Source organism: Micromonospora sp. NPDC049900 (assembly GCF_044461025.1).
Taxonomy (GTDB): Bacteria; Actinomycetota; Actinomycetes; order Mycobacteriales; family Micromonosporaceae; genus Micromonospora.
This window is the reverse complement of record NZ_JBITKM010000009.1, coordinates 36,748-51,374: the sequence shown is the minus strand read 5'-3', so window position 1 is coordinate 51,374 and position 14,627 is coordinate 36,748. Positions and strand designations below refer to the sequence as shown.

Here is a 14,627-nt window from a genome sequence, read left to right as displayed (position 1 = left end):
CCCGCGCGTTCTCGGACTATGTCGCGATAACGCTGCGCACCCATAGAGTCACACTGAGTCAGACGCGAGTCAAGCGATTTCGGGAAAGTCGGACTTGCCGGTTCAGGCGAAGGCGGCAGGATCCTGGTCTGTCGGAATCAGAGGGAGCCGGTCGAGGCGACGTAGATCTCGCCGGCACCGCGCACCGTCAACGCACCACCGTCGGCCGGTCCCACCGCAGCCCGGCCGCGCTCCAGCGTCAACGGCGCGACACCGTCGGCGACGGTGACCTCCCCGACGGTGCAGAGCAGCACGCGCGGCCCCGGCACGGTGAGCGTCACCTCGGGCCGGTCGTCCTGCACGGTCACCCGGTGCAACGCGAAGTCCGGCACCGGTACCGGCCAGGTCACCACCCCGTCGGCGACCGGCCGGGACGACACCACCGGCTGGTCGAGCACCTCGAACCGGAGCACCCGCAGCAGCTCGGCCACGTCGACGTGCTTGGGGGTCAGGCCGCCACGCAGCACGTTGTCGCTGGCCGCCATCACCTCCACACCGGTACCGCGCAGGTAGGCGTGCAGGTTTCCGGCCGGCATCCAGATCGCCTCGCCCTCGGCCAGCCGTACCCGGTTGAGCAACAGCGCCACCAGCACCCCCGGGTCGGCCGGATACGTCTGCGCCAGCATCGCCACCAGGTCGGCGTCCGGGCCGGTCACCGCCGCCGTCCGGGCCGCCGTGACCAGCCCCTCCCGCTCCGACTCCGGCCAGGTCAGCAGCGCGCGGACCGCATCGGCCAGGCCCGCCGGCCCGGCACCCAACGCGTCCAGCACCGGCCTCAGCTCCGGTACGCCCAACCCGGCCAACACCTTCGCCGAGACCGACGGGTCCCGGAACCCGCACAGCGCCTCCATCGGCCCGAGCGCCACCAGCAACTCCGGCTTGTGGAACGGGTCGACGTAGTTGCGCACGCCGTCGGCCCGGGCGTACTCGGCGGCGTAACCGGCCCGAGCCTGCTCCGCGTCCGGGTGCGCCTGGAGACTGAGCGGAGCCTCGGCCGCCAGCACCTTGAGCAGGAACGGCAGCCGTACCCCGAAGCGCTCGATCGCCGGCTCGCCCAGCCACCGGGCCGGGTCGGTGGTGAGCACGTCGGTCAGCGTGGCCGGACCGTCCGCACGCGACACGGTGGCCGGCGCGCCCGGATGCGCGCCCAGCCACAGCTCGGCCTCCGGACCGTCGCTGGGCACCGGCCGCCCCTGGAGCGCGGCGATCGCCGAGCGGGAGCCCCAGGCGTAGTCCTTGATCGGTCCGTTCAGCAGTTCCACCGGTCAGCTCTCCCGTCGACCGGACGCCTCCGCCGGCCCCGCATCCGCGTGATACACGTCCGGCTCCAGATAGATCACCCGGGCCACCGGCACCGCCGCCCGGATCCGCGCCTCCACGGCGTCGATGTTCCGGGCCACCTCCTCGGCGGTCTCGCAGCGCGACACCGCGATCTTCGCGGCCACCAACAACTCCTCGGGGCCCAGGTAGAGGGTCTTCATGTGGATGATCCGCTCCACCTCCGGGCCGGCGGTGACCGCCTGCTCGATGGCGGCCACGTCGGCCGGTTCCGCACCCTCACCGAGCAGCAGGCTCTTGGTCTCGATCGCCAGCACCACCGCGATGGCCACCAGCAGCACGCCGATCATCGCGGTGCCCGCCGCGTCCCACCGGCCGTCCCCGGTCGCCAGCGTCATGCCCACGCCGAACAGGGCGAAGACCAGACCGACGAGCGCGCCGAAGTCCTCCAGCAGCACCACCGGCAGCTCGGGTGCCTTGGATCGCCGGATGAACCTGGTCCACGACTCGCGCCCCCGGATCAGGTTCGACTCGACGATGGCGGTGCGGAAGGAGAAGGACTCCAGCACGATGGCCACCAGCAGCACGGTCACCGGCACCCACTGCCAACTGGTGATGCCGTGCGGGTCGGACCACTTGTGCCAGGCCTCGTAGAGCGCGAAGAGACCACCGAGGCTGAACAGCACGATCGAGACCAGGAAGGCGTAGACGTAACGCTCCCGGCCGTAGCCGAAGGGGTGCTGCGGGGTGGCCGCCCGGCGGGCCCGCTTGCCGCCGAGCAGCAGCAGCGCCTGGTTACCGGTGTCGGCGACCGAGTGGATCGACTCGGCCAGCATCGACGACGAGCTGGTCAGCAGGTACGCGACGAACTTCGTCACCGCGATGCCGAGATTGGCAAGCAGCGCCGCGACGATCGCCCGTGTGCCACCCTGGCTGCTCACGCCGCGGATCTCCCGCGACGTGAGCAACCGGTGCGAGCGGCCGGACCACCGGGCCGGCCGGCTCGCACGCTGCGCCCGCTCACTGGTTGGACAGCTCCTTCATCTCCGTGATCGCCGGCACCGCCATCGGGTCCAGGCCGTGCGCCAGCGCGAGGTAGATCGACGCGAAGTCGGGCACCGCCACCAGGGAGGCCAGCCGTTCCAGCGCCGAGCCGCCCTCGGCGGTGACCACGTCGCACCGTACGCCACGTCGCTCGGCGAGGGTCTGCACCGCCTCCGCGCGTCGCTCCTCGACCGCGAGCGGCTCGTCGGTGTCGTCCTCGGCGTTCAGGCCACCGTCACGCAGCAGGACCAGCCGCAGGCGGGTGTCGCCGCCCTCGGCGTCGTCCGGGTCGGCGAAGATGTCCCGATCCCCCTCGGCGAGGCCGCCGAACACGCCGTCGAGCAGACCGACGCGTCCCCGGCCCGCCTCACCGAGCGCCCCGGTGACCACCGGGTACCGGGCGTTCGCGGAGAGCGTGTCACCGAAGCGACGGGCGGCGACCGACGCCAGCGGCGACGAACCCCAGACGATCGGGATCGAGCCGGCCAGGCCGAGCGCCAGCGACTTCGCCGGGTTGACGAAGGACTCGGCGGTCGGACGGCACCGGTCGGCGTCGGCGTCCAGCCGCGCCGCCGTCTCGGCCAGGTCGGCCTCGTTCACCTTGACCAGGCCGAGGGCCCGCGCGGCCATCAGGACCGGCACGGTGAGCCCCCACAGGCTGGCCCGGGCCGGGGCCCGCCGGGGCACCGGGATGAACGGGGCCCGGGCCCGCTCGGCCACCGAGTGCAGCGGCGAGTCCGGCGGGGCCACCGCGACCAGCCGGGCCCCGCGCCGGTGGGCGGCCTCGGCCGCGCCGAGCGCCTCGGGGCTGCGACCGGAGGCGCTCACCGCGATCACCACGTCGGCCGCGCCGACCCAGCCGGGCACGCCCGCGCTGCGGTGCGCGATGACCGGCACCGGGCAGCGTGGTCCGGCGACGGTGGCCAGCACGTCACCGGTACGACCGGCCGTGCCGATGCCGGCGATGACGACCGCCCGGGGACGCCCGTCGTCGCCGAGCACACCGAGGTTGGCCTCGGCGGCCAGGGCCGCCGACTCACGGACCTGCGCGCCGGCCGAGGCGGTGTGCCGCAGCATCCCGCCCGGGTCCCGTTCGGCCAGCGCCTGCGGGTCGTCGAGGAGTCGGTCGTCGGCGTGGCGGTGGCCGCTGACCCCGGCCGTCCCGTCGATCACGACTGCCCCGCGGGGCCGCGCGCCTCGTCCAGCAGCAGCACCGGCACGTCGTCGCGGACCTCGAAGATCCGGCCGCACTCCGTGCAGGTCAGCGTCTGGGCCTGCGCGTCGTAGTCCAGCGGGGCATGGTGTGTGTCCGGGCAGGCGAGGATTTCCAGCAACTGCGGGTCGAGGGCCACTGCGCGGCTCCTTCCACGTGTGCGGCTTCACCGATCGACGGTGCCGACCGGCGCGAGCGATCCTATCGGCGAACCACGGCCAGCACGTCGTCGCGCAGGGCGGTCATCCGCTCGGCGGTCGGTGCCTCCACGTTGAGCCGCAGCAACGGCTCGGTGTTGGAGGCACGCAGGTTGAGCCACGCCCCGTCCGGGAAGCGCAGGGTGAGCCCGTCCAACTCGTCCACCTCGGCGTCGGGGTACGCGGCCCGCACCTCGGCCACCTTCGCCGCCTGGTCCCGTACGGTGGAGTTGATCTCCCCCGAGGCGACGTACCGCTCGTACTCGGCGGCCAGCGTGGACAACGGCAGCGGCTGCTCGCCGAGCGCCGCCAGGGTGTGCATGGCGGCCAGCATCCCGGTGTCGGCGAACCAGAAGTCCCGGAAGTAGTAGTGCGCCGAGTGCTCGCCGCCGAAGACGGCGTTGGTCCGGGCCATCTCGGCCTTGATGAACGAGTGCCCGACCCGGGCCACCACCGGTTCACCGCCGTGCTCCCGGATGATCTCCGGCACGGCGCGCGAGGTGATCAGGTTGTGGATCACCGTGGAGCCGGGGTGGCGGGCCAGTTCCCGGGCCGCGACCAGCGCGGTGATCGCCGAGGGCGAGACCGGCTCGCCGCGCTCGTCGACCACGAAGCAGCGGTCCGCGTCGCCGTCGAACGCCAGCCCGAGGTCGGCGCCGTGCGCCACCACGGCGCGTTGCAGGTCGACCAGGTTGGCCGGGTCGAGCGGGTTGGCCTCGTGGTTGGGGAAGGTGCCGTCCAGCTCGAAGTAGAGCGGCACGATCCGCAGCGGCAGCGCCGACAACGCGGCGTCGCCCAGCACGCTCGGCACGGTGTGCCCGCCCATGCCGTTGCCCGCGTCGACCACCACGGTCAGCGGCCGGATGTCGGCCAGGTCCACCAGCGTGCGCAGGTGTGCGGCGTACGCGGCGAGCAGGTCCCGACGCTCGGTCGGCGCGGTCGGCTCGCCGAGCGGCTCGTCCTTGTCGAGCAGGGCCTGCGCCCGGTCCCGGACCTCGGCCAGCCCACTGTCCTGCCCCACCGGGCGGGCACCGGCGTGGCACATCTTGATGCCGTTGTACTGCGCCGGGTTGTGACTCGCGGTGAACATCGCGCCGGGCAACCCGAGCGCGCCGGAGGCGTAGTAGACCATGTCCGTCGAGGCGAGCCCGATCTCGATGACCGGGCGGCCCTCGGCGCGTACGCCGGTGGCGAACGCCTCGGCCAACCCGGGCCCGGAGGCACGCATGTCGTGGCCGATCAGGACGGCCTCGCCGGGTGCGCCGGCACCGTCGAGCATCTGCGCGAACGCGGTGCCCAGGGCACCGGCCACCCGCTCGTCCCATTGGTCCGGCACCGTCCCACGGACGTCGTAGGCCTTCACGATCTGGGACAGATCAGACACCGGTTCCACTCCTCGGCCGCAGGTCGGTCAACGCACCTGAGCGTAACGGAGCGCCGGGCCGCGTCCCGGCTCAGCCGGAGAGCCCGCGCCCCGGTTCGTCCCCGTCCTCGTCCGCCGGCCGTCCCGGCACCGCTGCGGACCCGGTCGGACCCGGTGTCGGCGGCGTCGGCGGAGCCGACACCGGCGGGACCGCCGCAGGTGCCGAGACCGGGGGAATCACGGGCGGAGCCGACACCGGCGGGACCATCGGCGGCGCGGAGACCGGCGGGACCATCGGCGGCGCCGACACCGGTGGCACGGCGGACCCGGTGGCGACCGGTGGTGACGTGCGGGGCTGGCCATCGGGCTCCGGCCGGGCGCCGTACAGACCACCGGACGGGCGCGGCGACGCCGGGGCACCGTAGACCCGGGGCGCGGCGGGCCGGGCGCTGCCGTACACCTGTCCGGGAGCCGCGGGCGGCACCGGGCCGGACGGCACCGGCGGGACGCCCCAGCCGGACGGCGACGGTGGTGGGGCGACCACACCCGGCGGCATCGGCGGCGCGACGACCGGGCCCGACGGCACGGCACCCGGACCCGGCGGCACCGACGCGGCACCGTGGCTCGCGCCGGAGCGGTAGGTGGTGCCACCCGGGTTGCGCGGCTGCGGGATCTCGACCCGGTCCCGACGCTGCCGCCGGTCCCTCCGGGACCGGACGATCAGGAACACGATGAGCAGTGCGCCGAGGGCGACCATGCCGATGCCGAAGAACATCACCGGCGATCCGCCGGAGGACTGGTTGACGGCCTGGACGGAGTGCGCCCCGTCTCCGGCGTGAGCCGGCGCGCCACCGAGCGCCACCAGGCCGCCCAGGAACACGCAGAGCGTCGCGAGGCGCGCCGCGTGACGACGTACCGACATGATCACCCACCGTTCTTCCCCCTGACGAGGGACCGCGGTCAGGCTACTACCGGGGCACGACCTCGGCTGGTCGGCGAGCACCCCACAGGTGTGCCGCATCACGCCCACGCCGGTCCGCCGAGGCCCGTCAGGCGCCACCGAGCGCCGCACATCCCGCTCACCCTCGGTGAAAACCGTCGTACGCAGCGCCACGAAAGAGTGCTTCTCCGGTAAGTTCCCGGTGTGATCGACCGCGAACAGGCCGAGCAGATCGCCGCGGTGTGGGCCCGTCGCGACTCGATACGCCTCGGGCACGAGTGTCGACCATCGGTCACCGAGTTCGACCTCGGCTACGTCATCACCTCCACGGTCGCCACACCGACCAGGGCGCTCCCCGGCGACCTGCCGAGCACGGTGGTCGACAGACGCACCGGCGAGGTGAGCACCTGGCCCCGGGTGGCAGCCGAGGTGGTCGAGCGGCTCTATCGACGCAGTCGCCCGAGCGGGCCACCGGTGCCACGCACCGTGGACCCGGCCGGTCAGCTCATACGGGAGATCCACCGACTGCCCACCCCGACGGTCACCGCCCACCTCACCGTCGACGGGCGGATCTTCACCGCCCAGGGCGCAAAGGGCGACCTGCCGTTGCGCCCCCATCCACTGCTCGACGCGTACCTGGACGGGCTGCCGGCCGGGCATCTGGTCCGGGGGGCCGAGCGGCACGCGGAGGCCGTGGTCGTCTCCGACGTGCTCCACGACCACGACCACCGACGCGCCGCCGAGGGCATCGCCCCGATGAGCCTGGGCGACGCCAAGGGCCTGCTGTCGTCCGCCCGCATCGAGATGTTCCGGGTTCGCGAGCCGAGCGACCCGCACGCCGGCCCGGCCGAGCGGCCCTGTGACTCGTGCCTGACCCTGCTGGCGGACTTCGCCGTCCTGCCGGACACCCGGGAGCAGGTCACGCCCACCTCGCCCGATCCGCCGACCGACCCGTCCCAGGGCCGGTTCCCGCCGCAGGTCGCGCACGCTCTCGTCGCCGCCGGTTGGCGTCCACAGCACCGCGACGAGGCGGTGGCGACCGCGACCCTCCGGGACGTCCGCGCGATCCGCGGCCGGGCGTACGCGCACCCGGGCTTCCCCGCCGCCGTCGCCGCCCTCGCCGCGTTCCCGAACCTGGCCAGCCGACTGCGCGGACCGGGGCGACAGGTCCGGATCTCCCCGTTCGACCTGCTGGCACGGCAGGTGGCGCACACCGCCGACTCGCTCGCCGACTTCGGGGCGGTGCTCGGGGCGCGGCTGTTCCCGATCGGCAGCGAGGAACAGCACAGCGTCCTCGCGGTGGACGAGCAGGGCCGGGTCTTCGCGCTGGACCAGGCGGGCGAGTGGTTCCTCGGCCCGGACCTGGACGCCGCCCTGGTGACTCTGCTGTCCGGCCACGCCCCGGCCCGGGTACGCGACGACGGATCGTGGTGAGCGGAGCCTAGAGCCGGAGGCCGGTGAGGACGGTGACCCGTGGGTCGGTGTAGTCGTCCATGGCGCTACGCAGCCCCTCCCGTCCCACCCCGCTCCCCTTCACCCCGCCGTACGGCATCTGGTCGGCCCGGTACGACGGCACGTCACCGACGATCACCCCACCCACCTCCAGCGTCCGCGCCGCCGCGAAGGCGACGTCCAGCCGTCGGGTGAAGACACCGGCCTGGAGCCCGTACGCCGAGTCGTTGATCGCCGCGAAGCCGGCCTCGTCGTCGGTGACCCGGTCCACCACGAGCACCGGCCCGAACACCTCCTCGGCGCGGACCCTAGCCCGAGCGGGCACCCCGCTGAGCACCGTCGGCGGGTACGTCGCCCCGGACCGTCGGCCACCGGTCTCGACAGCGGCCCCGGCCGTCACCGCCTCGTCCACCCACGCCTCCACCCGTCGCGCCGCCTCCTCGGAGACCAGCGGCCCCACGTCGGTGGACTCCTCGGACGGATCACCGGTGCGCAGTTCCCGCACGGCCGCGACCAGGCGGGGCAGGAAGCCGTCGTAGAGCCACTCGTGCACGAAGACCCGCTGCACCGCGATGCAGGACTGCCCGGCCTGGTAGTTGGAGAAGGTGGCGATCCGCTGTGCGGCGAAGGTCAGGTCGGCGTCCTCGGCCCAGTCCGCGCAGATCAGCGCCGCCGCGTTGCCACCCAGTTCCAGCGTGACGTGCTTGTCCGGCGCGGCCCGGCGCACCGCCGCGCCGACCGGTCCGGAGCCGGTGAACGAGACGACCGGTAGTCGGGGATCGGTGACCAGTTCGGCGGCCCGGTCGTTGGGCAGCGGCAGCACCGAGAACATCCCGGTCGGCAGGTCGGTCTCGGCCAGGATCTCGCCGAGCAGCAGGGCGGTGAGCGGGGTGGCCGGGGCCGGTTTGACCACCACCGGTGCGCCGACCGCGACGGCCGGGGCGACCTTGTGTGCCACCAGGTTCAGCGGGAAGTTGAACGGGGTGATGCCCAGCACCGGCCCCTTCGGCACCCGCCGCACCAGGGCGATGCGGCCGGTGGCGGCCGGGTCGGTGTCGAGCCGTTGCAGTTCGCCGGAGAAGCGCCGGGCCTCCTCGGCCGCCCACCGGAAGGTGGAGACCGCGCGGCCCACCTCGGCCCGGGCCCACTTGACCGGCTTGCCGTTCTCGGCGGTGATCAGCCCGGCCACCTCGTCGGCCCGCTCGGCGAGCCGACGCGAGACGTGGTCCAGCGCGGCGGCGCGCGCGTGCGCGGGCAGTTCGGCGGCGGTCGCAGCCACCTCGGCCGCCGCCGACAGTGCGGCCTCGACCTGCTCGGCGGTGGCCAGGGTGGTACGACCCACCGCCCGGCCGTCGTACGGGTGATGCACGGTCAGCTCGCCGGCACCGTGGGTGGGACGGCCGGCCACGAAGAACGGGGTGGGTTCCACGTATCGCAGCGTAACCCCGGCAGTCGCCCACGGAAACGGTCGCGTCAGACCTTGTCTGCCGCGAATTCAGTAGCGAAGATGGCACGAAGATTGCGATAACCGCCGCAGCGCGGCCCCCGGACCCCTCGGAGTGATCCAGTCATGAGTGACCAGCAGAAGCTGCGCAACTTCGTCAACGGCGAGTACGTCGAGCCGGCCGACGGCGGCTACGCCGACCTGATCGATCCGTGTACCGGGGAGGCGTTCGCCCAGGCCCCGGTCTCCGGTGCCGCCGACGTCGACGCCGCCATGAAGGCCGCCGCGACCGCCTTCGAGAGCTGGCGGGACAGCACTCCGGCCGAGCGGCAGAAGGCGCTGCTGAAACTCGCCGACGCCGTGGAGGCGCGGGCCGCCGACCTGGTCGACGCCGAGGTACGCAACACCGGCAAGCCCCGGCAGCTCACCGCCGACGAGGAGCTGCCGCCGGCCGTGGACGAGTTCCGCTTCTTCGCCGGGGCCGCCCGGCTGCTGGAGGGCCGCTCGGCCGGTGAGTACATGGCCGGGCACACCTCGTACGTGCGGCGTGAGCCGATCGGGGTCTGCGCCCAGGTCACGCCCTGGAACTACCCGCTGATGATGGCGGTCTGGAAGATCGCCCCGGCGCTCGCGGCCGGCAACACGGTGGTGCTCAAGCCGTCGGACACCACGCCGGTGTCGACGCTGCTGCTGGCGGAGATCGCCGCCGAGTACCTGCCGCCGGGCGTGTTCAACGTGGTCTGCGGCGACCGGGACACCGGCCGGGCGCTCGTCGCGCACCCCACTCCGCAACTGGTGTCGATCACCGGCTCCACCCGGGCCGGCATGGAGGTGGCCGCCGCCGCCGCGCCCGACCTCAAGCGCACCCACCTGGAACTGGGCGGCAAGGCGCCGGTGGTGGTCTTCGACGACGCGGACGTCGCGGCGGCGGCCGAGGCCATCGCGACCGGCGGCTACTTCAACGCCGGGCAGGACTGCACCGCCGCCACGCGCGTGCTCACCGGCCCCGGCGTGCACGACGACTTCGTCGCCGCTCTGACCGAGCAGGCCCGCAACACCCGCACCGGCGCGCCGGACGACGAGGACGTGCTCTACGGCCCGCTGAACAACGCCAACCAGCTCGCCCGGGTACGCGGCTTCGTCGACCGTCTGCCGGACCACGCCGCGGTGCAGACCGGCGGTACGCAGGTCGGCGAGCGGGGCTACTTCTACGCGCCCACCGTCGTCTCCGGCCTGCGCCAGCAGGACGAGATCATCCAGGACGAGGTGTTCGGGCCGGTCATCACCGTGCAGCGCTTCTCCGACGAGGACGAGGCGGTGCGTTGGGCCAACGGCGTCGACTACGGCCTGTCCGCCTCGGTATGGACCCGCGACCACGGGCGGGCGATGCGGATGACCCGGCGGCTCGACTTCGGCTGCGTCTGGGTGAACACGCACATCCCGTTCGTCTCCGAGATGCCACACGGCGGGTTCAAGCACTCCGGGCACGGCAAGGACCTCTCGGTCTACAGCCTGGAGGACTACACCCGGCTCAAGCACGTCATGCACAACATCGAGGGCTGAGCCGGTGAGCGTCGGAAGCGGGCCGGTGCCGCCGGTGCCGTCCTCGCACGTACTGCACGAGCGGCGGGGTGCCGCCGTGGCCCGGGGTGTGGGCAGCGTGATCTCGTCCTACGTGCACAGTGCCTCGGGCGGCACGGTCACCGACGTCGACGGTCGGGAGTGGATCGACTTCGCCGCCGGAATCGCCGTCACCAACGTCGGCAACTCCGCTCCCCGGGTGGTCGAGGCGGTACGCGCCCAGGTCGAACGTTTCACGCACACCTGCTTCATGGTCGCACCGTACGAGTCGTACGTGGCGGTCTGCGAGCAGCTCAACGCACTCACCCCGGGTGCCTTCGAGAAGCGGTCGGCGCTGTTCAACTCCGGTGCCGAGGCGGTGGAGAACGCGGTGAAGATCGCCCGACACGCCACCGGACGGCCGGCGGTGATCGTGTTCGACCACGCGTACCACGGCCGGACCAACCTGACCATGGCGTTGACCGCGAAGAACATGCCGTACAAGCACCGGTTCGGGCCGTTCGCCGGTGAGGTCTACCGGGTGCCCATGTCGTACCCGCTGCGCGACGGTGGGCTCGACGGCGCCACCGCCGCCGCCCGGGCCATCGAGATGGTGGAGAAGCAGGTCGGCGCGGAGAACGTGGCCGCGCTGCTGATCGAGCCGATCCAGGGCGAGGGCGGCTTCGTCGTACCCGCCGAGGGTTTCCTGCCCGCGCTGCGCACCTGGGCGACGGCGGCCGGGGTGGTCTTCGTGGCCGACGAGATCCAGACCGGCTTCTGCCGCACCGGCGACTGGTTCGCCTGCCGGCACGAGGAGGTCGAGCCGGACCTGATCACGCTGGCCAAGGGCATCGCCGGTGGGCTGCCACTGGCCGCGGTGACCGGGCGGGCGGAGCTGATGGACGCGGTGCACGTCGGCGGCCTCGGCGGCACGTACGGCGGCAACCCGATCGCCTGCGCCGCCGCGCTGGCCACCATCGAGACCCTGCACGAGCTGGACCTGGCCACCGCCGCCCGGCGGATCGGCGCGACCATGACGGACCGGCTGCGGAGCATCGCCGCACGCGATCCCCGGATCGCCGAGGTACGCGGCCGGGGCGCGATGCTCGCCGTGGAGCTGGTGCAGCCGGGCACCCTGACCCCGGACCCGGCCGCCGCGTCGGCGATCTCGGCCGCCTGCCACACCGCCGGTCTGCTCACCCTCACCTGCGGCACCTACGGCAACGTGCTGCGTTTCCTGCCCCCGCTGGTGATCTCCGACGCCGACCTCACCCGCGGCCTGGACATCCTCGACGCCGCCTTTGTGTAAGGAAGGGTCCCCTGCTAACGCCTCGCGTATAGCAGGGGACCCTTCCTTACATCTCAGCTCAGCGCAGCACCTCGACCACGTTGTTGCGGACGAGGTTCTTGCCCGGCTCGCGGATCTGCTCCATCGCGGCGGAGTTGAGCAGCACGCAGCTCGCCGACGGGCCGGTCACGGTCACCGTGGTCGCCCGGTCGTTGTCCAGGTTGGTCACCCGCAACCGGGTGCCGACCGGGAACCGGTCGCTGGTCGCGCCCGGCCCGGCCGCCTCCTCGAAGAAGGTGATCGGGCCCGGGCAGGCCGACGCCGTGCCGGGGCGGGCGGCCGGCGGCGAGAACGAGCCGGGCCGGTCGGCGGGCCCGCTCGGCGCCGCGCCGTCCGGCGGCGCCGCCGGGCCGTCCAGCCGCTCGACGAGGTGGCGTCGGATGACGTTCCGACCCGGCTCGCGCACCAACTCCATGGCCGCGGAGTTGAGCAGCACGCAACTGCCGGACGGGCCGACCACCGTCACCTCCGTCGACCTGTCGTTGTCCAGGTTGGTCACCCGCAACCGGGTGCCGACCGGGAACCGGTCGCTGGTGGCGCCGGGCGCGCCGCCCTCCGCCGAGAATGTGATGGAGCCGGGGCAGGCGCTCTGCCCACTTGGGCCGCTGTCGGCGAACCCGAGTCCGGTGCCCACCGCCACGGTCGCCGCGGCGACCACCGCCACCCCCGCCGCCAACACGTGCTTGCGTTGCAGCCTCACCTGTCGCCTCCCGTACTCCCACCTGCGTTCGGGTGTCGGTACGGACTGGGAGCGCTACCCAGTTCACCGGCGTGACGCGTATCGAAAACAAAGTTTCGGATGAACCTCGCGTCGGCCCGGTCAGACCGGCCCGTAACAGGTGTGCGGCGCCCTGGTCAGCAGTGCCCAGTACCGGTCGCCGTACGACCAGTGCCACCACTCGGTCGGGTAGTTGACCATGCCCGCGCCGGTCATCGCGTCGACCAGGACACGACGGTTACGGCGGGCCGCGTCCCCGATCGTCGGCGCGGCCGTGAAGCAGGCGTTCCCGCTCGCCTCCGGGGTGGCGTCGACCGCCGTGCCCATGTCCACCTCCACCCCGTCAGCGGTGCAGAGCGTCAGGTCCACCGCACCACCGGTGCTGTGCGGCGCCACCTCGACCGGCGAGACGAACTTCGTGGTCTCCTCGTACACCCGCTCCGGCGACCAGTCGGGATGCGCCCGCCGCAGCTCGTCGTGGTAGCCGGTGAAGATCTCCAACTGCGCCCGGTACGGCCGGTACCCCTCGATCACCAGCAGGCGCAGCCCGTCGGGCAGTGCGTCCTGCGCGGCGAGCAACCGCTCCACCACCCCCTTGCGCAGTCGCGCGTACGCGCCCTCGGGGTCGGCCGCCCGCCCGTCCAACCGCAGTTCCGGGATCCCCCGCAGGTCGACCAGCGGCTCGCCGTCGTCGGCACCGGGCACCGCCGCGACCCGCGGATCGCAGAGCAGGATCACGGCACGTCCCCCGTGCCACCGGGACGCTCCGCGTGCCGGCTGATCGCCAACGCGACCAGACGGTCCACGATCTCCCGGTAGCCGACGCCGCTCTCCGCCCACACCTTCGGGTACATCGAGTGCGCGGTGAAGCCGGGCATCGTGTTCAGTTCGTTGACGTACAGTTCGCCGGCCTCCTCGTCATAGAGGAAGTCGACCCGGGCCAACCCCCAGCCGCCGATCGCGGCGAACGCGCGCAGCGACAACTCCCGGATCCGCTCGGCCACCTCGTCCGGAAGCGACGCGGGGACCACCATCGGGTCGCTGTCGCCGAAGTACTTCTGCCGGTAGTCGAACCAACCGCCGGTGACCGTGACCTCACCGACCGCCGACGCCTCCGGGCGGCTGCCACCGAGTACGCCGCACTCCAGTTCCCGTGCGGTGACCCCCTGCTCCACGATGACCAGGTTGTCGTGTCGCAGCGCCTCCTCGATCGCCGCCGCCAGGTCGTCGCCCTCACCGACCCGGGAGATCCCGATCGAGGAACCCATCCGGGCCGGCTTGACGAACAGCGGCCGACGCAGCTCGACCACCAGCTTCTCCGGGTCCTCGGTGGCCCGGTAGGTCGGCGCGTCGAAGGAGACGTACGGCGTGACCGGCACCCCTTCGGCGCGCAGCGCCCGCTTCATGGCCACCTTGTCCATGCCGACCGCAGAGGCGAGGATGCCGCAGCCCGCGTACGGCACACCGAGCGATTCGAGCAGCCCCTGCACCACGCCGTCCTCGCCGAACGGGCCGTGCAGCACCGGGAAGACCACGTCCAGCTCGGCCTGCACCGCGCCGGGCGGGTCCGCCGCGGTGACCAGCGCGGTGCCGCGCCGCCACCCGGCCCGCAGCTCCACCGCCGGACCGGTCACTGTGAACCGGTCGTCGATGGCCCGCTCTCCACCGGTACCTTCCAGGAACTGGCGTAACACGTCGTCGGGCATCAGCCGGAACCGGCCGCTGCGGGTCACCCCGATGGCGACGACCCGGTACCCGCCGCCGGACAGCGCCCGCGCCACCCCGAGCGCCGAGGCGCAGGAGACGTCATGCTCCGCCGACGGCCCACCGAACAGGATCCCGATCCGAACCTCTGCACTCATGCCGCCACTCCGCTCCGCTGCGTGCCGCCACGAGGCACCACCACACCGCATCGATGATTCGCTCGCTCACGCTCACTCATGCCGCCACTCCGCTCCGCTGCGTGCCGCCACGAGGCACCACCACACCGCATCGATGATTCGCTCGCTCACGCTCACTCATGCCGCCACT

The 14,627-nt window shown here is 73.0% G+C and carries 13 protein-coding genes; 3 read left to right on the top strand and 10 right to left on the bottom strand.

What is annotated here, in order from left to right; genetic code table 11:
• Positions 1–137: 137 nt before the first annotated feature.
• The 6 genes from manA to ACIBMZ_RS20285 form a co-directional block, all read right to left on the bottom strand.
• Positions 138–1,301, bottom strand: a complete 1,164-nt coding sequence (gene manA, locus ACIBMZ_RS20310) for a mannose-6-phosphate isomerase, class I (RefSeq protein ID WP_396695960.1) — start codon at positions 1,299–1,301, stop codon at positions 138–140.
• Positions 1,302–1,304: 3 nt separating this feature from the next.
• Positions 1,305–2,258 (bottom strand): cation diffusion facilitator family transporter, encoded by a 954-nt coding sequence (locus ACIBMZ_RS20305; RefSeq protein WP_396695958.1) that lies wholly within the window; start codon positions 2,256–2,258, stop codon positions 1,305–1,307.
• 79 nt (positions 2,259–2,337) lie between these two features.
• Complete coding sequence (locus ACIBMZ_RS20300) at positions 2,338–3,534, bottom strand: SIS domain-containing protein (RefSeq protein ID WP_396695956.1); 1,197 nt, start codon at positions 3,532–3,534, stop codon at positions 2,338–2,340.
• Positions 3,531–3,713 (bottom strand): Trm112 family protein, encoded by a 183-nt coding sequence (locus tag ACIBMZ_RS20295; protein WP_396695954.1) that lies wholly within the window; start codon positions 3,711–3,713, stop codon positions 3,531–3,533. The genes ACIBMZ_RS20300 and ACIBMZ_RS20295 overlap by 4 nt, the downstream gene beginning before the upstream one ends.
• A gap of 62 nt (positions 3,714–3,775) precedes the next feature.
• Positions 3,776–5,155, bottom strand: coding sequence for a phosphomannomutase/phosphoglucomutase (locus ACIBMZ_RS20290; protein WP_396695952.1), 1,380 nt, complete (start codon positions 5,153–5,155; stop codon positions 3,776–3,778).
• Positions 5,156–5,225: 70 nt separating this feature from the next.
• Complete coding sequence (locus tag ACIBMZ_RS20285; RefSeq protein WP_396695950.1) at positions 5,226–6,056, bottom strand: hypothetical protein; 831 nt, start codon at positions 6,054–6,056, stop codon at positions 5,226–5,228.
• Between the two features lie 222 nt (positions 6,057–6,278).
• On the opposite strand from ACIBMZ_RS20285, the gene ACIBMZ_RS20280 reads away from it, so the two are divergent.
• A complete protein-coding gene (locus ACIBMZ_RS20280; RefSeq protein ID WP_396695949.1) occupies positions 6,279–7,508 on the top strand; it encodes an SUKH-3 domain-containing protein in 1,230 nt (409 codons plus the stop codon).
• A gap of 7 nt (positions 7,509–7,515) precedes the next feature.
• Here the strand turns inward: ACIBMZ_RS20280 and ACIBMZ_RS20275 are convergent, their stop codons facing one another.
• On the bottom strand, positions 7,516–8,955 hold the full coding sequence (locus tag ACIBMZ_RS20275) for an aldehyde dehydrogenase family protein (RefSeq protein WP_396695948.1): 1,440 nt from the start codon (positions 8,953–8,955) through the stop codon (positions 7,516–7,518).
• Between the two features lie 141 nt (positions 8,956–9,096).
• Between ACIBMZ_RS20275 and ACIBMZ_RS20270 the strand changes: the two genes are divergently transcribed.
• Both ACIBMZ_RS20270 and gabT read left to right on the top strand, forming a co-directional pair.
• Positions 9,097–10,533, top strand: a complete 1,437-nt coding sequence (locus ACIBMZ_RS20270; protein WP_396695946.1) for a gamma-aminobutyraldehyde dehydrogenase — start codon at positions 9,097–9,099, stop codon at positions 10,531–10,533.
• A 34-nt stretch (positions 10,534–10,567) separates the two neighbouring features.
• Positions 10,568–11,839: a 4-aminobutyrate--2-oxoglutarate transaminase gene (gene gabT / locus ACIBMZ_RS20265; protein WP_396696256.1), complete on the top strand. Its 1,272-nt coding sequence runs from the start codon at positions 10,568–10,570 to the stop codon at positions 11,837–11,839.
• A gap of 58 nt (positions 11,840–11,897) precedes the next feature.
• Here gabT and ACIBMZ_RS20260 read toward each other — a convergent pair whose 3' ends face one another.
• The 3 genes from ACIBMZ_RS20260 to ACIBMZ_RS20250 all read right to left on the bottom strand — a co-directional run bounded on the left by ACIBMZ_RS20260 (position 11,898) and on the right by ACIBMZ_RS20250 (position 14,458).
• Positions 11,898–12,578: a hypothetical protein gene (locus ACIBMZ_RS20260; RefSeq protein ID WP_396695944.1), complete on the bottom strand. Its 681-nt coding sequence runs from the start codon at positions 12,576–12,578 to the stop codon at positions 11,898–11,900.
• A gap of 120 nt (positions 12,579–12,698) precedes the next feature.
• Complete coding sequence (locus ACIBMZ_RS20255) at positions 12,699–13,334, bottom strand: M15 family metallopeptidase (RefSeq protein WP_396695942.1); 636 nt, start codon at positions 13,332–13,334, stop codon at positions 12,699–12,701.
• Entirely contained in the window at positions 13,331–14,458 is a 1,128-nt protein-coding gene (locus ACIBMZ_RS20250; RefSeq protein ID WP_396695939.1) for a D-alanine--D-alanine ligase family protein, read from the bottom strand. Before ACIBMZ_RS20250 ends, ACIBMZ_RS20255 begins: the two co-directional genes overlap by 4 nt.
• Positions 14,459–14,627: the final 169 nt, after the last annotated feature.